Below are 20,502 nucleotides of genomic sequence, written 5' to 3' on the forward strand. Positions count from 1 at the left end.
TGGGATGTCCGATCTCAACGCCGCGCTCGGCAAGGTTCTCGACAGCGTGACCGAGGATGATGCGCCGCGCGTGCCCGGAGTGGTGGCGATGGTGACCGATCGCGACCGCACGGTGTTCGAGGGTTCCGCCGGGGTGCGGTCCCTGGCCGACCGCGAGCCGATGACCGCCGACACCGTCTTCGCGATCTTCTCCACCACGAAGGCGATCACCGGGACCACTGTGCTGCAGTGCGTCGAAGAGGGTCTGCTCGACCTCGACGCGCCGGCCCGCGAATACGTTCCGGAGCTCGGTGACATTCAGGTCATCGAGGGATTCGACGGCCACGGTGATCCGGTGCTGAGGGCGCCGAAGCGGGACATCACCACGCGGATGCTGTTGTTGCACACCGCCGGGTTCGGGTACGACTTCTTCGACGAGACCTACAACCGGTTGGGTGTGGAGCACGACCAGCCCGGCGTGATCACCGCGACACGGGCGTCGCTGACCACACCGTTGCTCTTCGACCCGGGCGAGAAGTGGCAGTACGGTACGAACATCGACTGGGCTGGTCAGGTGGTCGAGGCCATCCGCGGCAAGCGGCTCGGCGAGGTGATGGCCGAGCGGGTGTTCGCGCCCCTGGACATGCACGACACAGCTTTCGCCCTGACCGGATCGATGGCGGCCCGGCGCGCGACCATCCACCAGCGGGAGGAGGACGGCCGGCTCACTCCGTTGGATCTGGTGCTGCCGCAGGATCCCGAGATTCACATGGGCGGGCACGGCCTCTACTCCACCGTGGGCGACTACCTGAAGTTCCTGCGGATGTGGCTGAACGACGGAGACGCGCCCGGTGGGCGAGTTCTGCGGGCGGACACCGTGCAGGCGGCCGTGTGCAACGGCCTCGAGGGACAAGAGGTGGGGATGCTGCCGGCCGTGATACCCGCCCTCACCAACGACGCCGAATTCTTTCCCGGACAGCGAAAGTCGTGGGCGTACACGTTCATGGTGAACGAAGAGGACGCGCCCACCGGCCGGCCCCGGGGGTCGCTCGGGTGGGCCGGGCTCGCCAACTCGTACTACTGGATCGATCGTCGCAACGGAATCGCCGGGTACTGGGCCACCCAGATCCTGCCGTTCGCCGACCCCGTGTCGTTCGGCGGCTACCTGGACTTCGAGACGACGGCGTACCGTCACGCCGCGCTTGCCTCACCCGTCTAGGTCAACCGGTCGTTGCTCGTCAGCGGAGGTCTGCGAGCTTACGCCCCAGCACCGTCCGCTCGCGCTCGTTGCCGCACAGCCGGACGGCCGCCTCGAATTCGGTGCGCGCCTCGTCGGTGCGTCCGAGGCGGGTGAGAAGTTCGCCGCGAACGCTCGGCAGCAGGTGCGAGTTCGACAGCGCCTGGGCGGCCACCAGTTCGTCCACGATCGGCAGCGCCGCGGCCGGTCCCTGGGCCATGGAGATCGCCACCGCCCGGTTGAGGTCCACCACCGGTGACGGCGCGAGGCGGCCGAGTGCCTCGTAGATGAGGACGATTCGCTCCCAGTTCGTCGCGTCGACCGACGGCGCGACGGCGTGGCATTCGGCGATCGCCGCCTGCAGGCCGTAGGCGCCCAGGCCCCGGCCGACCTGTTCCGCTCGGGCGAGGGCGGCGCGTCCCCGCCGGATCGCGGTCCGGTCCCAGCGGCGGCGGTCCTGGTGCTCGAGCAGCACCGGCTCGCCGTCCGGCCCGGTGCGGGCAGGGAACCGCGCGGAGGTCAGTTCGAGCAGCGCCAGCAGGCCGTGGACCTCGGGCTCGTCGGACACCAGCCGAGTCAGCACGCGAGCGAGGCGCTGCGCCTCGCTCGCGAGGTCGAGGCGGATCAGATCGTCACCGGAGCTGGCCGAGGACCCTTCGGTGAAGATCAGATAGATCACGCTGAGCACCGAGCCGAGTCGCTCGGTCCGCTCTGCGGCGGGCGGCACCTCGAACGGCACCCGGGCCGCCCCGAGGGTCTTCTTCGCCCGGGTGATCCGGGCCTGCACGGTGGCGGTCGGGACGAGGAACACCTTGGCGATTTCGTCGCTGGTCAGACCGCCGACCACCCGCAGGGTGAGCGCGACCCTCGCCTCACGCGACAGCACGGGGTGGCAGGAGATGAACATCAACGCCAGCATGTCGTCGTCGATCTGGTCCGGATCCCACAGCACGTCCCCGGTGCCCTCGGCCGGATCGGCGGGCGCGCTGCCCGAGACGGCCCCGCCCTCGCCTAGATCGTGGGCGAGGACGGCGTACCTCTCGTCGAGGGCGGAGCGTCGGCGGAACGCGTCGATCGCCCGGCGGCGGCCGACGGTGAGCAACCATCCCGCGGGGTTGTGGGGGATGCCGTCGCGTGGCCAGCTCACGAGCGCCTCGGCCAGCGCCTCCTGGGCGAGGTCCTCGGCCAGCGCGAAATCGCCGGTGTACCGCGCGAGCGCACCGACGATCCGCGCCGACTCGATCCGCCAGACGGCGGCGACGGCCTCACGCCCGGTGTGGCCGCCCGCCGTCGACCCGCTCAGAGCTGACCGGTCGCTTCGCGCCACGCCCGCTCCTTCTGGATCCACACGTTGTCCTGCGGGAACTCGTCGATCGTCGCGACCCGGCGGATCTCCGCCTTGGAACCGGGACCAGCCATCGGGGCACGCTTGGCCCACTCGACTGCCTCCTCCTTCGATGCCACGTTGAGCATCCAGAAGCCGCCGAACAACTCCTTCGTCTCGCCGTAGGGGCCGTCGGTCACCACAGGTGTCTCGGACGAGTAGTCGACCACCACACCCGACTCGGGGTCGGGGTCCAGTCCCTCGGCCGCGAGCAGCACACCGGCGCGGATCATCTCGTCGTTGAACTTGCCCATCGAGTCCATGATCTCGGTGAAATCAGCGTCCTGGAACGCCGCGAAGGTCTCGTCGGTGGCGCGCATGATCAGCATGTACTTCATGGTTCCGTCTCCTTGGATGTCGGGGTCCCTCTTGGACCTTCTCATCCTCAGGTCGAACGGGGAGTGACATGGATCGACACACTCGCCGAAATTCTTTTCCGAACCTATCGGGCCCGACCGGCTCTGCGCCGGTCGGTTTCCGTGGTGCCACCCCATATTCCGTGGGTCTCGCGGTGTTCGGTTGCGTGTGCGCGGCATTGCCGGGCGACGACGCACCCGTCGCAGATCTGTTTGGCGCGTCGTTCGCGCCTGATCCGGGCGCCGCGTCGTTCGCCGTCCGGTGCGAAGAAGGCGGAGGGTTCGGTGGTGCGGCAGTGGGCGCGGTATCGCCATCCCCAGCGTTCGGCGGCGGTCGTGGGCAGGTCGTCGTGAAGTGTCGTGTGGTCGATCATCGGGTGTCCCGGGGGATTCGGGCGGTGGACGGTGGTTACCCGTCCACCGCTGTGGCTGCACCGACTCAGTGCAGGTGGCTGCCGCCGTTGATGTCGACGGTGGTGCCGGTGAGGTACGCGGCGTCCTGCGAGGACAGGAAGGTGATGACGGCGGCGACCTCGGTGGTGGTCGCGACCCGGCCGAGGGGGATGTCGCGGCAGAGTGCGGCTTCCTGTTCGGCGGTGCTGCCCACGCGGATGCTGGTGTCGACCGCACCGGGGGTGACGGCGTTGACGGTGACTCCGCTGTCGCCGAGTTCACGTGCGAGGGACTTGGTGAAACCGAGGATCGCGGCTTTGGCGGACGAGTAGGGCACCTTCCCGAAGACCCCGCCACCACGCTGGGCGGAGACGGATGACATGTTCACCACACGTCCCCAGCCGTTGTCGATCATGGCCGGCAGGAACGCGCGGGTGACGAGGTAGGTGCCGGTGGCGTTGACCGCCATCACCTTGTTCCACAGTTCCAGGGTGGTCTCGAGGAACGGCACCGGCGACGTGATGCCGGCGATGTTCGCGAGCGCACCCACGGCGGGGAGGTTGCCGCCGGCGACTTCGGCGGCGACGGCGTCGTGTGCCCGCTGGACCGAGTTCTCGTCGGCGACGTCGATGTCGTGACCGAAGGCCGGGACACCGAACTCGTTCCCGATCTCGGCGGCGACCTTCGCGGACTTTTCCCCGTCGAGGTCGAGAACGACGATCGCCCAGCCCTCTTCGGCGTAGCGGCGGGCGGTGGTGAGACCGATCCCGCGCTCGGAGGTGGCGCCGGTGACGACGGCGGTGCGCTGGATGGACGACATGATCGCTCCTCTTGTTGCTGGAATCGCGCGTGCCGTCCGGTGCGGTGGAGAGCAGGGGAGGCGGTCGACGACGCGGTAGGTGACTGCCACCACAGTAAGCCGATCGACTGTTAACAGTCAACCGTCGGCGGGTAACGGTTGACATATTGGCGTGGCTCGCATCACACTGTTGGAACCGCACTGTTGACAGTCAACAAATCGGCGGCAATCGTAGAAACCGGCATCTCGAAGAGGAGTCCCCATGAGTACCGAAACACTCAGGATGCGAGGTCCCGTCCATGGCACGAAGGACGCCAAGCGCGTAGCAATCGGCTCCTCGGTGGGGGCCGTCATCGAGACGTACGACTTCATCGGCTTCGGCACGGCCGCCGCGCTGTACTTCGGTACCGCCTTCTTCCCGGGCGCCGACCCGGTCACCGGAACACTCGCCGCGTTCGCGACGCTGGGTGTCGGCTTTGCTGCGCGCCCGCTCGGCGGGGTGCTCGGCGGACATCTCGGGGACAAGCTGGGCCGCAAGCCTGTACTGGTGGCATCGCTGATCGCGATGGGTCTTGCGACCTTCGCGATCGGCCTGCTGCCCACCTATTCGCAGGTGGGGCTCATCGCGCCGGTGCTGCTGGTCCTCGTCCGCGTCGTCCAGGGCCTCGCGTTCGGTGCCGAGTGGGGCGGCGCGATCCTGATGAGCTACGAGCACGCCCCCTGGAAGTCCAAGGGCAAATTCACCGGCATCGTGCAGGCCGGCTTCCCCGTCGGGCTGCTGCTGGCGAACCTGGTGTTCCTGTTCAGCGTGCATCTCGGCGGCGACTGGGCCTGGCGGGTACCGTTTCTCGCCAGCATCGTCCTGGTGATGGTCGGCCTGGTCATCAGGTCGAAGGTGCCCGAGTCCCCGGTCTTCGAGGACGTCAAGAACGAGGGTGACATCGTCAAGTCCCCGGTGCTCGAATCCATCAAGTACGACTGGCGAAACATTCTGCGCGGAATCGCTCTTCGGGTAGCCGAGACAGCCGGGTACGCGGTGTCGATCACCTACATGATCTCCTACCTGCACAACCAGGGTCTCGCCGGGAAGTCCGAAACCCTTGTCGCCCTGTGCATCGCGTCCGCAATCGGCGTCTTCGCCACCGTCGCCTGGGCACGACTCACCGACCGTATCGGACGACGCCCCGTCTACATCGCGTCCTGCGCCTTCGCGGCACTGTTCGGAATCCCGATGTTCCTTCTGGTCAACACCGGTCTCTTCATCCTGGTCATCGCCACCATCGTGATCGCCTACGCGGTCTGCCAGAACTCGATGGCGGGAGCGCAGGGTGCGTGGTTCCCCGAACTGTTCGACGCCTCGCGCCGTGCCTCGGGAGCGTCCCTCGCCTACCAGATCTCGGCGATGGTCTCCGGCTTCACCCCCTTCGTCACCACGCTGCTGTTCGTCTCCTTCGGCTGGTGGGGTCCGGCGCTGCTGTTCAGCACGTATGCCCTGATCGGGCTGTGGGCGGCGTTGATCACCAGGGAGACCTGGGGACCGACCGAACGGCGCCTCGCCGCCGAGGCCGCGGCGCGCGCCGATTCCAAAAGCGCCGACGCGCCGACGTCCACCGGCACCACGCCCACGATCCGCAAGGAAAAGGAACTCCTGTGACCATCACAACCGCCACCACCGCGGCCGAAGACACGACCAGTGACGCGTCGCGCATCGCGAACGTCGAACAGTTCGCCTATCGCATGCGGCACAACGTCATCGACATGGGTGAGGAACAGGGCCAGGGATACGTCGGGCAAGCGCTCGGGGCCGCCGACATCTTCGCCACCGTCTACGCCGACCAACTGCGCTACCGCGCCGACGATCCCGCATGGGAGGGACGAGACCGGTTCCTGCTGTCCACCGGTCACTACGCGATCGGCCTCTACGCCGCACTCGCCGAGGCCGGAATCATCGACCGCAGCGAACTGGAAACCTACGGCTCCGACGACTCACGCCTCCCGATGTCGGCAATGTCCACGTACACCCCCGGCATGGAAATCTCCGGCGGCTCCCTCGGCCACGGCCTGACCATCGCGGTCGGGATGGCCCTCGGGCTGCGTCACCAGCACTCCACCGCCCGCGTCTTCAACTTCCTGTCCGACGGCGAACTCGACGAGGGTTCGACGTGGGAGGCGGCGATGGGCGCCCATCACCACAGTCTCGGCAATCTCACCGCGGTGGTCGACATCAACGCCCTGCAGGCCGACGGTGCGACCTCGACGGTGCTGAGCACCGAACCCGTGCACGACAAGTGGGCGGCCTGCGGGTGGCACGTCGAACGCGTCGACGGCAACGACGTCACCGCACTGGTGCGCGCATTCGACAACGCCGCAGCCGAATCCGACGGCAAACCGTCGATCATTCTCTGCGACACCCGCGTCGGGAAGGGTGTGCCCCTGCTCGAGTCCCGGGAGAAGGCGCACTTCATGCGCATCGACGAACACGAGTGGCAGATCTGCCGCGACCAACTCACCGCCGGCTTCGACCACAAGGACGCCTGACATGACCACCGCCAGCAAGCCGAAGCTCAAGACCTCGGCCATGATCGCCTCGTTCGTCGACGACGGCCAGAAGACCACGTCCGCACCGTTCGGGCACGCCCTGGTGAAGGCTGCCCGGGAGAACGACAAGATCGTCGGCCTGTCCGCCGACTTGGCCAAGTACACCGACATGCACATCTTCGCGCAGGAGTTCCCCGACCGGTTCTTCCAGATGGGGATGGCCGAGCAGCTCCTGCTCGGAGCCGCCGCCGGAATGGCCGAGACCGGCCTGGTGCCGTTCGCATCCACGTATTCGGTGTTCGCCGCGCGCCGCGCCTACGACTTCCTGTGCCTCGACATCGCCGAACCGAACCTCAACGTCAACATCATCGGCGGCCTCCCCGGACTGACCACCGGCTACGGGCCCAGCCATCAGGCCACCGAGGACATGGCCATCTTCCGGGGCATCCCCAACCTCACCATCGTCGACCCGTGCGACTCGATCGACATCGAACAGGCCGTCCCGCAGCTCGCCGCCTCCGACGGTCCCACCTACCTGCGGCTGCTGCGGGGGAAGGTCGCGACCGTGCTCGACGAGTACGACTACACGTTCGAACTCGGCAAGGCCAAGGTGCTCCGCGGCGGCAACGACGTCGTGTTCGTCACCAGTGGGCTGATGACGATGCGCGCGCTGCAGGCCGCCGACCGACTCGCCGCGCACAACGTCGACGTGGCGGTCGTGCACACGCCGACGATCAAACCGTTCGACGCCGAGACCGTCCTCGCGGAGGTGAACACCGACCGCCTGGTGGTCACCCTGGAGAACCACACCGTGATCGGCGGTCTGTTCGAGACGGTGGCCGCCGCCGTCGTCACGGCCGGACTCGGCAAGCGCGTCGTGCCGATCGCCCTGCCGGATCAGTTCCTCGACGCCGGTGCCCTGCCCACCCTGCACGAGCGGTACGGCCTGAGCACGGACCGGATCGTCGCCAAGGTTCTCGGCGAACTGGCATGACCAGCGCGTACGGCCCACGCCGCAGGCCGGGCGGCGCGGGCCGTACGATGGCTGTCAACAGGTTGCTGTCAACAGACCACTGTCGACAGTTGATCGCTGACCCCACGGAGGCACCCATGGCCGGACAACCCGCCGCACTGCTCGGGCTGGAGAAGACCAGCCTCCGTCAGCAAGCCGTCGCCGCCCTGCGGGTCGCGATCACCAGCGGGGAACTCGCGCCGAGCAGCCCGCTCGTGGAGACCGAACTGTCCGAGATGCTGCAGATCAGCCGCGGCACGCTCCGCGAGGCGATGCGGCAACTCCAGCAGGAGGGATTGATCTCCGCAGGTGCGCGGGGCCGGCTGTACGTCCGGCACCTCGATTCCAAGGAGATCCGCGACATCTTCGCCGTCCGCGCCGCACTCGAGGCACTTGCCGCCCGGGAACTCGCCGGCCTGGCCGACCGCACCACCGTCATCGCGGAACTGCGCGCCGCCCTCGACGTCATGGACACCGCCGTCCTCGAAGCCCGCATCGAGGCCGACCTGAACTTTCATCGCACCATGTGCTCTCTCACCGGCAACGACACACTCCTGCACTCGTGGATCTCCCTCGAAGGATCCATCCGGATGTCGATCATGTTCGCCGGCCTGGACCGCGCCGTCGGCAACATGGACGTCGGTCGCCACAGCGCCATCGTCGACGCCATCGAGACCGGCGACGCCGACGAAGCTGCCAAAGCGATTCAGACACACATGGACTGGGCCTCAGCGAATCTGGTGTCCTGACCCCAGGTGAGTGGGAAAGAGTGCGGGCACACGCTTTGCCGCTCACGTACCCGGGACAGGCCGCCGTGTCACTCGCCGACGACGCAGGCGGTCTCGGTGGCGTCGAGCGTGGTCCACGACCTTCGGCGGGCGTCGATCGGTGTGCCGGCGAGGATGCGGGCACGGCGGTGCTCGGGTTCGAGCAGCACTGTCGCGAGGGTGGCCCAGCGCTGACCGAAGACCGCATCCGGGCCGGGGACGCAGCACAGCTGGGGCTGCCCCGGATCGGAGTACAGGTACTCGACGAGGTGATCGGCGACGGTCGGCTCGGCGTACCGCTGCTGCCGGGAGGCGATCAGACCGTAGCGGTCCTGCGAGTCCGGCTCGTACAGACCGGTCTTCTCGCGGGCGGCGTTGGCCGGGTCGAGGAAGTGATTGGTGTGGGTGAGGAATCCGTCGCTCGGGCGGAGCGTCGCGACGCCGACGGGGCTGACCTCGGCACACGCCACGGTGTCGGCGTCGATCAGGGTCAGTGCGCCCGACGTCGCGATCGGTGCCGAGCGCAGCAACTCGAGGGCTTCGTCGACGGTTCCGGCTTCACCGAGGACCGCCGCCGACAGGACGTGCACGGGCACGCCGGCCGGTGCGTCGTCGCGGTGGCCGAGGATGTTGAAGAACACGCCGAGACCCGCGCTGTTCACCCCGATCTTGCCGAGGATGCCGTGCTCGGTCAGCCCCACGTAACTGTGGCGGGGTCCGCGCACCTGATGGGTGTGCCAATACGGGTCCAGTTCCTCGTGCCAGTCCCAGCTTTGGATGCCGAACGGCGCCGACGGACGATCCGCGGGTGCGTAGGCGATGGTGGAGCACTCGCCGGGGCGGGCCGCGGTCGCCTGCGACAGGATCTCGGTCCGGCCGTTCAGCGCCATCACGTGCCAGGGCTCGAGCCCGGCGCCGGCAGCGATGCCCTCGATCTCCTCGAGGTACCCGGGTCCCCACGCCGCAAGGACATCCGCGAGGCGGTGCGCGCTGTCGCGGGTCCGGGGCTCGCTCACACCGACCGTGTCGAACAGGCGCAGATACAGTTCCACGGACGCGGGTAGGTCGGTGCGCAGCTGCGTGCCGCGGGCGATGCCGCGTTCGCGCGGCCGGGTGTCGTCCACGCTGACGTGGGAGTGGGCAGTGCTGGTCTCGGTCATCGTCGTCCTCGTCGTGGTTCCGGTGTGAATAGTGCTGTGTGCGCGCCGATCACAGTCGATCAGCGGGTTCGGTACGAGCGCATCAGCACGACGTACAGTGCTGCGGAGACGATCAATCCGACCGGCAGCGACAGGTCCACGGCACCGACCGCGTTCGCGATCGGCCCGGTGTAGACGGGCGCGGCGACGCAGAGCGCGGCGGCGGCGATGCCGGTGAAGACGGCGACCGTTCCCGCCCAGTTGATCCCACCGCTGTACCAGTAGGGGCTGCCGCTGGTTTCGTTGCCGAGCTCGACGCCGTCGTAGCGGTTGCGGCGCCACAGGACGTCGGCGACGTACACGGCCATGACGGGACCCATCACGCTCACGACGAGCTGCATCATGTTGCTGACGGTGTCGAGAAAGTTGGAGACGAGCAGGGCGTACAGCGTCATGGCCACACCCATCAAACCGTCGAGCAGGACGCTGCGCGAGCGGCGCAGGCGCAGGCCCACCGACTGCAGGGCGAGCCCGGAGCTGTAGGCGGTCATCGCGTTGTTGGCGATCGTGCCGACGATGACGGCGAGCAGGAAGATCGGCGTGAACCACGCCGGGAGAATGGTCTCGAGTGCGATCTGCGGGTCGGCCATGTCGAGTCCGGTACCGGCGAGTGCGCCGAGCGAGGTGAACAGCACGCTGGGGACGAACGCGCCGAGCGCCGTCCACACGGCGACCGAGACCGGCGAGGTGGTCGCAGGCAGGTAGCGGGCGAAGTCCGCGCTGTTGGTGTAGGACAGCGGAGCCGACGCCACGATCGACACACCCGCGGCCACCGTCGCCCACAGGCCGATTCCGTGGAGTGCCTCCGCCGGCTGGTAACCCCAGTCGGCGTTACCGAGGACGTACCCGGCCATGACCACGAAGATCAACGTCAGTACCAGGGCCAGCGGCTGGTAGAGCCGCACGATCGTCGCATGCCCGTACACGCCGATGGCCAGCGTGACGGCGGCGATCGCCAGGATGATGACGACCTTGACAGGGGTGGTCGCCTCGATTTCGAACCGTTCGACGAGCCTGAACGCCGTGTACGACGCGGCCGCCCAGTTCAGAGCCAGGTAGCAGACGCTGATGAACCAGCTGGTCACGAGGATGTTCACGCGGTTTCCGCGGATGCCGAAGATCGCCCGCGTGATCACCTCGCTGGGCGTGCCCGACGCCGGTCCGCTGGCGGCGACGATCCCGGTGAGGATCGAGAACAGGTTGCCGGCCACGATCACCGCCAGCGCCTGCCAGAAGGACAGGCCCATCAGGATCAGTGCGCCGCCGACGACCAGGGCCAGATAGCTCACGTTGGGCGCCGCCCACACCGCGAACAGGTCCCGGGCGCGGCCGTGCCGTTCGCTGTCGGGGATGAAGTCGATGCCGTGTGTCTCCACCCGCCCGGCGCGGTCGGCCTGCGGTGTTTCGCGGGGCATCGCCACACGCGGGTCTGCTTTTGTCGATGCCATGGGGTCCTCCGGGTAGATGAGCACGGATGTGCGGCTGGTGGGCGCAATCGCCGATCTGGCGTGACCCCGGTCACCGTACGGAACCAAATCGATTTGGACAAGAACGTCGCGAGGCAATTTGCAAATCGATTTGGTGCAGGTCGGCCTGTTGGTAGCCTGAGTGCGTGACGGAGAAGCGATCGAGGCCCACCATCGCCGACGTGGCACGCCACGCGGGGGTGTCGACCACGACGGTGTCGCACACGTTCAGCGGCAAAGGCGTCGTCGCCACCGCGACGCGTGAGCGTGTCCGCTCGGCCGCCAAATCCCTCGGCTACCGACCGGACGTGGTGGCGAGAAGTCTGCGGAGCAACCGTCTCGGCGTGATCGCCCTCGTGCTTCGGCCACTGGAGACACTGGATTCGTCTCTCCCCGAGGGTGTCGACTACTTCCTGCGGTTCGCGGGTTCGGCGGCTCTCGCCGCGATGGATTTCGGATACGGGCTCATGCTGGTGTCCGATCCGTCGCGCGACGAGTCGCCCGCCGCCGCCCTCGCCTGCGACGGGTTCCTGATCACGGAACCCGTCACGAACGACCCCCTCATCGAGATGCTCCTCGGGGAGGGCGTGCCGTTTCTGTCCGTCGGGAAGGACCCGGCGAGGGCCGAGTACGACGCCTGGCTCGACACCGACACCGAACTCATGACGGACCGAGTGCTGCGGCACCTCGAGGACGCGGGGGCGACGCGAGTGGCTCTGGTTGCCGGAACCGATCCCAATTCGTGGAACCTGGGCGCCGAGACCGCCTACCGCACGTGGGCGGCGAATCACGGTCAGGACGCCCTGGTCGCCATCCGGCCCGAGACCACCGGCGAGGCAGGCGGACGCGAAGCCGCGGACGAGCTGTTCGACCGGAACGACCCACCGGACGCGGTGTACTGCCTCACCGGCAGGCACGCGGCGGGGGCGCTCGCGCGGGTTCGGGAACGAGGACTCGACGTCCCCGGCGACGTGCAGATCGTCGGCGGATCCGACTCGGAGCACACGCGATCAGCCGTCCCCCCCATCACCTCGGTGGACCTGCAGCCCGAACACCTTGCCCGCGTAGCCGTCACGCTGCTGGTCAACCGCCTCGACAACCTGGACCGGCCGGTCCCACCGGGGCATCTCCACGGACGCCTCGTCGTGCGGGGCTCCACCCGGTAGCCACGCCGATGGCCCCGAAATACACGTGCTCGCCGGCGCGCCGTCAGTGATTCGAGCTGGGCCAGAGCATCTTTGATCAGCGGCAGACCCGAGCGGCTGTGATCGCTGGGCAGGTCGTCGAATCGGGCGCCGCCTCGCGTGGCGAAGCGACGGGCGAGAGCTTCCTGACGGGAGCCGAGGACGGACACGGCGAACGAGCCCGCGGCTTCCACGGCCTCGGTGGTGCGGGAGCCGTGGGTGAGCGAGACGAGCAGGATCCCCAGTGGTGAACCGGCCCATGCTTCGTCGCATGTCCGTCGGGGTGGGCGCGTGGAATGCCGGAAGGGTCATCGTGGGCCTACTTACTGTGGTACCGGACTTCGAAGGTGACAACGCCCTCGTCCGTGCTCCAGGGGCCGCGCGGCATACCCGGCGGCCGGCAGGCGTACATCCCCGCGGTGAACGTCTCGCCGAGGGTCAGATCGGTGAACGACCCCTCGAGGATGTAGACCTCCTCTCGCCGAGCTTCTCCTGAACGCTGGGGATCTTGTCCACCCCGTTGACCTGGGTGACCCGACGCGCAGCGCCCGCAGTGAATTAGAGCTTCGTCGCGAAGCGGATCTGCGCCTGCCAGTTGCCGAGAACGTGGGCGCCCGTCTCGAAGAACTGACGGCGGACACCGGTGGTGTCGCGGTCGACGAACACTCGGTCCCACGGCACGAGGACGTCGTCGAAGACGAGGAGCGAATCGGGCTCGTCGTAGCGGCAGGTCAGTGGGTAGTCGAATGAGCTCGTCGCGGCCGGGATGTACGGGCGGCGGACGTACTGCTCGAGACCGGGGACGTTGGTCGGGACCACGAACCCGACGGCGAAGTCCTTGTCGTCCGGGCCGAGCGGCTGATGCACGAGACGAAGATTTCGTCGGCGATCGCCCCGCCGGTGGCGAGCATCTGCGAACCACGGATGACCAGACCCTCGGGGGTCTCCTCGACCACGCCGGCCTGCAGGTACTCGCCCTCCCAGCCCGACGCCGTCGTCGCGCGTGAGACCTGTGGCGGGATGATCGCGTACGAGACGTAGAGGTTCTCGTCGAGCAGGCGCCGGTACAACTCGGACACGTTCGCCCCGAAGTCGTGCCCACCCTCGGCCGCGAACACCTCGGGACGCGCGGCGAACGCGGCAAGGAACGTTCCCACATGATCGGGGCTACGACCGATCCAGCCGTGCGTGTGCTTCGCCCACCGCTCGATCGCCTCCCGCCGCTGCGCGAGCTCCTCCCGCGACCGTCGAATCGAGAACACCCGGTGGCCGCGTTCCCGGTTTCGGGTGCGACGTACTGCATGCCGTTGGCCTCGTCCGCGGCCAGATCGAACAGCTCGGCAATCGTCCGGGTCACGGGAGCAAAAGCCGGACCACCATCCCCAACCACTTCGGCGCCGAACTCATCGACGGCTACGACACCAACGGCGCCGTGTCCTACCTCGTCGAGCGGTTGAACGACACCCCGATCGCCGAGGGCTGCAGAGTGAACTGACACCGGTGGGTCTTCGATCGCGAAGACGACGCGACGCCAGGGTGGTCACGGCACGAGGCCGCGACCACCCTGGCGCTCACCGAGGGTGTGTCAGAGCGACGCGTCGGCGACAGCGCGGGAGTGCTCCAACTCGTCGGGGACGGAGAGTTCCGCCGCGAGGGCGTCGGGATCGGGGGCACCGGGCCCGAAGTGGGCGTACTTTTCGATGTGCTGGTCCAGGGACAGCGGGCTCGGGGTGCCATAGGTGAAATACGACTCCCACGGCAGCTTGGCGCCTCCGACGGCCAGTCCGGTGTCGATGTCGGACATCTGCCAGGTCTTGGTCTCGGCGTCCGGGTCCAAGTGCAGGTAGCCGGCCTCGCCGAACAGCTCGATGCGGTTGCCGCCCGGTTCGAAGACGTACAGGAACTGGCTCTGCGTGATGCCGTGCTTGTCGGGGCCGGCTTCGATCTGAATGCCGTAGTCGCGGAACATCTCCACGGCGTCGATGTTGTGCTGCCCGGTGCCGTAGAAGAACGCGAGGTGGTGCAGCTTGCCGTGCCCGCCGGTCATGTCGCGCATGCAGGCGACCTCGTGACCGAGCAGGTTCGAGCTCATCCACGCCCCGATCTCGACGTTGCCGTCGACGACCCGCTCGGTGGTCCGGAATCCGAGGTGCCGTTCGAAGGAGTCCTTCACCGCGGTCACGTCGGACGACATCAGGTTGAGGTGGTCGATGCGCTTGACGGGGATACCCTGCAGCGGCTTCTTGGACGGCCGGGTGAGGATCTTGCTCCGCAGTTCCGGGGGAGCGACGTACTTCTCGGCTTCCCACACCAGCTGCAGATTGTGCCCGTCGGGTGACTGGTACTCGAAGGTCTTGCCGTACCCGAACTGGTCTTCGCTCCACGTGCCGTCGACGTTGCCGTCTGTCAGTGACTTGGCCCGTCGCTCGAGCGCTTCGGGAGAACTCGTCCGCATCGCGGCGTGGCCCATCCCGGCCTCGGGTGCTTCGGTGATCTTCAGGCTCCACTGATACGGGTCCTCGTATCCGCGCAGGTACACCGACTGCCCTTCCCTGTGGGTCACGTACATCCCGAGGAACTTCGTGAAGAAGTCCAGCGTCTCCTGCGGCTTGGGGCTGAACAGTTCGGCACGGGCGAGGTGCGCGATGTCGAAACGAGCGTCACTCATGGCTTCTCCTGGTTTCCGACGTCCGGGCCTGCTGCACCGGTTGTGGTCGATGTCACGAGCGTGGCGGACGGGGTCCGGGGCGGTCAGCGCTTTTCGTGATAGCCGAACAGCGGTCGCGTGATGGCGTTCGCTGTCCGGCACAGCCGAATCGCCGGTCCCGGACCTGCGAATTCTTCCTAGCGTCGACCGCATCACCCCGCCTGCCCAGGGAAGGCCTAGAAGATGAGTCGATTGAAAGCCGCGATCGTCGGATCCGGGAACATCGGTACGGATCTGATGTACAAGCTGCTGCGGTCCGAGCACGTCGAACCCGTGTGCATGGTGGGCATCGACCCCGACAGCGAGGGATTGGCCCGGGCCCGCCAGGAGGGCCTCGAAGCCTCCGCCGGCGGACTCGACTGGCTCCTGGCCCAGCCGGAACTGCCGGACTTCGTGTTCGAGGCGACGTCGGCGAAGATCCACGCCGCCGCGGCGCCGCGCTACGCGGACGCCGGAATCACCGCCATCGACCTCACCCCGGCCTCGGTCGGCCCGTACGTCGTCCCCGCGGTCAACCTCGACGCGCACCTGAGCGCACCCAACATGAACATGGTCAGCTGCGCCGGCCAGGCCACCATTCCGATCCTCTACGCCATCAACGAGGTCGCCGACGCCTCCTACGGCGAGATCGTCGCCGCCATCGCCTCCCACAGCGCCGGCCCCGGCACCCGGCAGAACCTCAGCGAATTCAGCGAGAAGACCGGCCGCGCCCTCGCCCAGGTCGCCGGCGCCGACTGCGCCAAGGCGATCTCGGTGATCAACCCTGCCGAACCGCCGATGAACATGCGCGACACCGTCTACGCCAAGGTCCGCAACCCCGACCCGGCCGCCATCGAACGCGCCGTGGTCGACATGGTCGCCAAGGTCCAGCGGTACGTCCCCGGCTACTCGCTGCGCCTGGTCGACGTCGACGGCGACCTGGTCACCGTGATGCTCGAGGTCGTCGGCGCCGGCGACTTCCTCCCCACCTACGCCGGCAACCTCGACATCATCACCGCCGCCGCCGTCCAGGTGGCCGACGTCATGGCCCAGCAGAACCTCGTCCAGGGAGCAGCACAGTGAGTAAGAAGATCACGATCGTCGACACGACCCTGCGGGACGGCATGTCGTCCGTGTCGCACCAGTTCACCCCGCAGAACGTCGCCGACATCGCACGCGGCCTCGACAAGGCCGGCGTGCCGACCATCGAGGTCGCGCACGGCATCGGACTCGGCGCCTCCTCGATCCAGTACGGGTTCGCCGCCGCCACCGACCCCGACTACGTGCGCGCCGCGGTCGACGCCGTCGAGAACGCCGACATCGCCGCCCTCTACGTGCCCGGCATCGCGACCCTCGCCGAACTGCAGCAGGCCATCGACGCCGGCATCACAACGGTCCGCGTCGCGGTGCACTGCACCGAGGCCGACTGCGGGCAGCAGCCGGTCGAGTGGGCCAAGGAGCAGGGCCTGACGGTGATGACGTTCCTGATGATGAGCCACAAGCTCGACCCCCAACCCCTCGCCGAGCAGGCCGCCAAACTCGACTCCTACGGTGCCGACGTCGTCTACGTCGTCGACTCCGCCGGTGCCATGGTTCCCCGGCACGCCGGTGACCGGGTCGCCGCTCTGCGGCAGGCCATCACCGCCGACATCGGGTTCCACGCCCACAACAACCTCGGTGTCGGGATCGCCAACGCGCTGACCGCCGCGGAGAACGGGGCCACGTACATCGACGGGTCCCTGCGCGGTCTCGGCGCCAGCGCCGGCAACGCGCAGACCGAGGTCCTCGCCGCTGCGTTCGAACGCGCCGGCTGGGACACCGGGGTCGACCTTTTCCCGCTCATCGACACCGCCGAACACATCGTCGCACCGCTGATGAAGGAACCGCAGATCGTCGACGAGACCGCACTGGTCCTCGGCTACGCCGGTGTGTACTCCACGTTCTTCCACCCCACCAAGCGGGCCGCGAAGAAGTTCGGGGTGCCCGCCCGCGACATCCTCATGGAACTCGGTCGTCGCGGTGTCATCGGTGGTCAGGAAGACATGATCATCGACGTCGCCTCCGAACTCGCAGGCCGCACCTACGAGACCCCGGCCCCGGCCGGGGTCTGACAGGCAAGGAGCACCATGACCACGACGGAATCCGTACCCGGGGTGACCGAGGTTCGTCACCTCATCGGTGGCGACTGGGCGGCCGCCTCGGACGGGGCGACCTTCGAAACCCGTGATCCGCACGACGGTTCACTGCTCGGGACGGTCCCCCGCGGAACCGCCGACGACGGCGAGGCCGCGATCACCGCGGCCCGCACCGCATTCGATGACGGTCCGTGGCCGCGGATGTCGCCGAAGGAGCGTGCGAAGATCCTGCACGCAGTAGCCGACAAGGTCGACGAACACCGTGAGGAACTCGCGCTGATCGAGACCCGTGACGGCGGCAAGAGCATCAACCAGTCCTTGCATGCCGAGATCCCGCGGGTGGCACACAATCTGCGGTTCTTCGCCGACTATGTGTCGATGGCCGCCAACGAGGCCTACCCGGACGGCGACCTGCTCTCCTACGTTTTGTACCCACCCGCCGGGGTGGTGTCGGCGATCAGCCCGTGGAACGCGCCGCTGATGCTCGCGACGTGGAAGATCGCACCCGCGTTGGCCTTCGGCAACACCACCGTTCTCAAACCCGCACCGCAGACGCCGCTCACCGCGCACCGGTTCGCGCAACTCGCCCTCGAGGCCGGCCTTCCCGAAGGCGTGCTCAACGTGGTCCACGGATTCGGGGGCGAGGCCGTCGCCGGTCCGCTCACCGCGGACCCGAGGGTCGACCGGATCACGTTCACCGGTTCGAGCGCCACCGGCGTGCGGATCCTCCAGGCCGCCGCGGTGAACCACACCCCGGTCTCGGCGGAGATGGGCGGCAAGTCCGCGAACATCGTCTTCGACGACGCCGACCTCGACGTCGCTGTTCCGATGGCGATCCGGGCGATCTTCGGCGGCAACGGGCAGGTGTGCCTGTCCGGCTCCCGCCTGCTGGTGCAGAACTCGATCATGGACGAATTCCTCGACCGGTTCACCGAGGAGGCGAAGAAACTCACCGTCGGCGACCCGAAAGACCCGTCGAATTTCCTCGGCCCGCTGATCGAGCAAAGACACCTCGAGAAGGTGCACGGCTACGTCGAACTGGCCCAGGAGGAGGGCGGCAAGGTCGTCACCGGTGGGTCGCGGCTCACCGACGATGCGCGGGCGAAAGGCTTCTATTACCCGCCCACGGTGATCACCGGGCTCACCAACGACTCGCGCACCGCGCGTGAGGAGATCTTCGGGCCCGTCGAGACCGTCCTCGGGTTCGACACCGAGGACGAGGCGCTGCGCATCGCGAACGACTCGCCGTACGGGTTGGCAGGGATTCTGTTCACCGACAACCTCAACCGTGCGCACCGCATGGCCGCACGGTGGAAGGCCGGCACGGTGTGGATCAACACCTTCTTCGAGCGCGACCTCCGACTGCCGTTCGGTGGCGAAGGCAGCAGCGGCCTCGGACGCGAGGGCGGCCAGTACTCCCGCGAATTCTTCACCGAGCCCCGAGCGGTCACCATCCGCCTGCGGAGCTGATCGAACTCGTCCACCAGTGGCCGGGGCGGTACCCACCGTCCCGGCCTTCGTCTTCCCGAACCGAGGAGAACTGTGCTGTGACTACACCCGACCTTTGTGTCGTCGTCGGTGCGACCGGTGCGATGGGCACCGAAATCACCCTGCTACTGGCCCGCCGCGGGCTGCGAGTGCTGGCCGTCGCCCGCAGAGGCGACGAACTCGAGAAGCTCGCGATCTCCGACGAGCTGATCACGCCGTGCGTGGCCGACATCGCCGACGACACTGCAATCGACACGATCTCTGCGTGTATCGACTCGCCCATTCGGATGGCGCTGTTCGCCGCCGGCCTCCCGGTGCGGGGTTCCGTCGACACGATTCCACCAGGCGATCTGGCCGTGGCGACGAACATCAAGGTGGGCGGACTCGTCCGCCTCCTGCACGCCGTCCGCGACCATCTCGTCGACGGCTCCCGCTTCGTCACCATCGCCGGCTCCCTCGGTCTCGAACCGGGTCCGCTCGATGCGGCGCCCGGCACGGCGAACGCGGCGGTCTTCAACCTCATGCGCCAACTCAGTGCCCTCTACGGGCCCAAGGGTGTCACCACCCACACGATCGCTCCCGGACCGGTGGACACTCCGAGGCTGCGTGCCTTCGTCGAAACCGAATCCGCCGAAACCGGGCAGGATCCGGAGAAGATCTGGAACCGCTACCGCGCCAAGACCAGCCTCGGTCGGCTGCCGACGCTCCAGGAGATCGGCTGGATCGTCGAGACCCTGCTTGCTCCGGAGGCCGCGGTGCTGCACGGCTCGGTGATCAACGTCGATGCCGGAACCCGCCACGGAATCCACTGACCGACTCCCGAAAGGATTGTCACCTATGCCTGTCGCCCACTTCCACCTCGTCGACGGCGCCTACACCGCCGAGCAGCACCGAGAACTGCTCACCGCCGCGAGTCGGTGCTACTCCGAGGTTCTCGACTCACCGATGGACCGCGTAAGGGCGTTCATCGTGCGATACCGGCCCGACGATGTCGCTGTCGCGGGAACCACCGTTACAGACGGCGCGCCCGCGGCGCCCTATTTCACGGCGATCGTGCTCGCCGGACGCCCCGCCTCGCAACGTCAGGAACTTGCGGCGCGGTTCACCGATCTGATCGTCGACATCCTCGGTGCGGAGCGTGCGCTCGTGCGCGGACAGATCATCGAAGTCGACCCGGCGAACTGGGCGATCGCGGGGACCGCGGCCGCCACGACTCGTGCCGGTGAGATCGCGGCTCGTGCCGAGGCCGTGCCCTGAGCTGCACCACACATACGTATGGGCGGCCGCGACATTCGTCGCGGCCGCCAGCCGTCGGCACTCGGTTCAGAACCCCCAGGGCTCGTCGCGCCCGAGGAGTTCCAGCGACCGGAAACTGCCGGTGTAGAAGACGAGCGGGTGCCCGTCGTCGTACCAGAGTTGCTCGACCCGGCCCACGTGCAGCGTGTGGTCGCCCGCGGGGTGCGAGGCGACCACGGTGCACGCGAGATGTACCAGAGCGCCTTCGAGGAGCGGCACGCCCCTGCGCCACACGAACCGAACCCGATCCGGTTCGTGTGCCGCGCCCGCGAAGTGCAACGACACAGGTTCCTGGTCTCCGGCGAGAATCGAAACGCCGTACGTCCCGGTCTCTCTGATCTTCGTGTCCATCTTCGCGCGTGTGGAGATGGACACGAGCACCAGCGGTGGGTCCAGCGACACCGAGGTGAACGCATTGGCGGTCATCCCATGCACCGAGTCCTCGTCTTCGCATTCGGCGGTGGTCACGATGGTGACACCGCTGGCGAACCGTCCCAGCGCCTTCCGCAGGTGTAGCGGCGTCACCTCGGGATCGAGTTCGCCCACTGTCTCGGTCATGGCTGCGCTCCTCGTCGTCGGTCCG

Annotated in this window: 19 protein-coding genes and 2 pseudogenes; 11 read left to right on the top strand and 10 right to left on the bottom strand. The window is 67.8% G+C overall.

Annotated elements, in window-relative coordinates; genetic code table 11:
* Positions 1-4 precede the first annotated feature (4 nt).
* A complete protein-coding gene (locus tag FND50_RS01510; RefSeq protein WP_144284517.1) occupies positions 5-1,198 on the top strand; it encodes a serine hydrolase in 1,194 nt (397 codons plus the stop codon).
* A gap of 19 nt (positions 1,199-1,217) precedes the next feature.
* Here FND50_RS01510 and FND50_RS01515 read toward each other — a convergent pair whose 3' ends face one another.
* The 4 genes from FND50_RS01515 to FND50_RS01530 all read right to left on the bottom strand — a co-directional run bounded on the left by FND50_RS01515 (position 1,218) and on the right by FND50_RS01530 (position 4,169).
* Complete coding sequence (locus FND50_RS01515) at positions 1,218-2,543, bottom strand: RNA polymerase sigma factor (RefSeq protein ID WP_144284518.1); 1,326 nt, start codon at positions 2,541-2,543, stop codon at positions 1,218-1,220.
* On the bottom strand, positions 2,516-2,938 hold the full coding sequence (locus FND50_RS01520) for a YciI family protein (protein ID WP_005237862.1): 423 nt from the start codon (positions 2,936-2,938) through the stop codon (positions 2,516-2,518). Before FND50_RS01520 ends, FND50_RS01515 begins: the two co-directional genes overlap by 28 nt.
* A gap of 104 nt (positions 2,939-3,042) precedes the next feature.
* Positions 3,043-3,330 (bottom strand): WhiB family transcriptional regulator, encoded by a 288-nt coding sequence (locus tag FND50_RS01525; protein WP_144284519.1) that lies wholly within the window; start codon positions 3,328-3,330, stop codon positions 3,043-3,045.
* A gap of 65 nt (positions 3,331-3,395) precedes the next feature.
* On the bottom strand, positions 3,396-4,169 hold the full coding sequence (locus FND50_RS01530; RefSeq protein WP_005260751.1) for an SDR family NAD(P)-dependent oxidoreductase: 774 nt from the start codon (positions 4,167-4,169) through the stop codon (positions 3,396-3,398).
* 241 nt (positions 4,170-4,410) lie between these two features.
* On the opposite strand from FND50_RS01530, the gene FND50_RS01535 reads away from it, so the two are divergent.
* The 4 genes from FND50_RS01535 (at position 4,411) to FND50_RS01550 (ending at position 8,447) form a co-directional block, all read left to right on the top strand.
* Entirely contained in the window at positions 4,411-5,802 is a 1,392-nt protein-coding gene (locus FND50_RS01535; RefSeq protein WP_144284520.1) for an MFS transporter, read from the top strand.
* Entirely contained in the window at positions 5,799-6,686 is an 888-nt protein-coding gene (locus FND50_RS01540; protein WP_144284521.1) for a transketolase, read from the top strand. The genes FND50_RS01535 and FND50_RS01540 overlap by 4 nt, the downstream gene beginning before the upstream one ends.
* A 1-nt stretch (position 6,687) precedes the next feature.
* Positions 6,688-7,680, top strand: coding sequence for a transketolase family protein (locus FND50_RS01545; protein ID WP_120659992.1), 993 nt, complete (start codon positions 6,688-6,690; stop codon positions 7,678-7,680).
* A 116-nt stretch (positions 7,681-7,796) separates the two neighbouring features.
* Positions 7,797-8,447 carry a GntR family transcriptional regulator gene (locus tag FND50_RS01550; RefSeq protein ID WP_144284522.1) on the top strand — a complete coding sequence of 217 codons (651 nt, stop codon included), beginning with the start codon at positions 7,797-7,799 and terminating at the stop codon, positions 8,445-8,447.
* 68 nt (positions 8,448-8,515) lie between these two features.
* On the opposite strand, the gene FND50_RS01555 is transcribed toward FND50_RS01550, so the two are convergent.
* Together FND50_RS01555 and FND50_RS01560 are read right to left on the bottom strand one after the other, a co-directional pair.
* Entirely contained in the window at positions 8,516-9,625 is a 1,110-nt protein-coding gene (locus FND50_RS01555) for a C45 family peptidase (RefSeq protein ID WP_144284523.1), read from the bottom strand.
* 59 nt (positions 9,626-9,684) lie between these two features.
* Positions 9,685-11,112, bottom strand: a complete 1,428-nt coding sequence (locus tag FND50_RS01560) for a cytosine permease (RefSeq protein WP_144284524.1) — start codon at positions 11,110-11,112, stop codon at positions 9,685-9,687.
* Positions 11,113-11,276: 164 nt separating this feature from the next.
* Between FND50_RS01560 and FND50_RS01565 the strand changes: the two genes are divergently transcribed.
* Positions 11,277-12,296, top strand: coding sequence for a LacI family DNA-binding transcriptional regulator (locus FND50_RS01565; RefSeq protein WP_144284525.1), 1,020 nt, complete (start codon positions 11,277-11,279; stop codon positions 12,294-12,296).
* 107 nt (positions 12,297-12,403) lie between these two features.
* Here FND50_RS01565 and FND50_RS36590 read toward each other — a convergent pair.
* From FND50_RS36590 to FND50_RS01585, 3 genes and pseudogenes are all read right to left on the bottom strand, one after another.
* A pseudogene (locus tag FND50_RS36590) lies at positions 12,404-12,508 on the bottom strand (flavin reductase family protein); the annotation flags it as partial.
* Between the two features lie 247 nt (positions 12,509-12,755).
* A pseudogene (locus tag FND50_RS01580) lies at positions 12,756-13,686 on the bottom strand (4-hydroxyphenylacetate 3-hydroxylase N-terminal domain-containing protein); the annotation flags it as partial.
* 213 nt (positions 13,687-13,899) lie between these two features.
* The gene (locus FND50_RS01585; RefSeq protein ID WP_144284526.1) at positions 13,900-14,982 is read right to left on the bottom strand and encodes a VOC family protein; all 1,083 of its coding nucleotides are present in this window, start codon (positions 14,980-14,982) and stop codon (positions 13,900-13,902) included.
* 222 nt (positions 14,983-15,204) lie between these two features.
* Between FND50_RS01585 and FND50_RS01590 the strand changes: the two genes are divergently transcribed.
* The 5 genes from FND50_RS01590 (at position 15,205) to FND50_RS01610 (ending at position 19,880) form a co-directional block, all read left to right on the top strand.
* The gene (locus FND50_RS01590) at positions 15,205-16,083 is read left to right on the top strand and encodes an acetaldehyde dehydrogenase (acetylating) (RefSeq protein WP_144284527.1); all 879 of its coding nucleotides are present in this window, start codon (positions 15,205-15,207) and stop codon (positions 16,081-16,083) included.
* The gene (dmpG, locus tag FND50_RS01595; protein WP_144284528.1) at positions 16,080-17,111 is read left to right on the top strand and encodes a 4-hydroxy-2-oxovalerate aldolase; all 1,032 of its coding nucleotides are present in this window, start codon (positions 16,080-16,082) and stop codon (positions 17,109-17,111) included. The genes FND50_RS01590 and dmpG overlap by 4 nt, the downstream gene beginning before the upstream one ends.
* A gap of 15 nt (positions 17,112-17,126) precedes the next feature.
* The gene (locus tag FND50_RS01600) at positions 17,127-18,605 is read left to right on the top strand and encodes an aldehyde dehydrogenase (RefSeq protein WP_005260742.1); all 1,479 of its coding nucleotides are present in this window, start codon (positions 17,127-17,129) and stop codon (positions 18,603-18,605) included.
* A 77-nt stretch (positions 18,606-18,682) separates the two neighbouring features.
* On the top strand, positions 18,683-19,435 hold the full coding sequence (locus FND50_RS01605; RefSeq protein WP_144284529.1) for an SDR family NAD(P)-dependent oxidoreductase: 753 nt from the start codon (positions 18,683-18,685) through the stop codon (positions 19,433-19,435).
* Positions 19,436-19,460: 25 nt separating this feature from the next.
* Positions 19,461-19,880 (top strand): tautomerase family protein, encoded by a 420-nt coding sequence (locus FND50_RS01610; protein WP_144284530.1) that lies wholly within the window; start codon positions 19,461-19,463, stop codon positions 19,878-19,880.
* A gap of 66 nt (positions 19,881-19,946) precedes the next feature.
* On the opposite strand, the gene nphA is transcribed toward FND50_RS01610, so the two are convergent.
* On the bottom strand, positions 19,947-20,477 hold the full coding sequence (nphA, locus tag FND50_RS01615; RefSeq protein ID WP_005572670.1) for an NADH-dependent flavin reductase: 531 nt from the start codon (positions 20,475-20,477) through the stop codon (positions 19,947-19,949).
* Positions 20,478-20,502 lie beyond the last annotated feature (25 nt).

The organism is Rhodococcus sp. WB9, assembly GCF_007558985.1.
Lineage (GTDB): Bacteria > Actinomycetota > Actinomycetes > Mycobacteriales > Mycobacteriaceae > Rhodococcus_F > Rhodococcus_F opacus.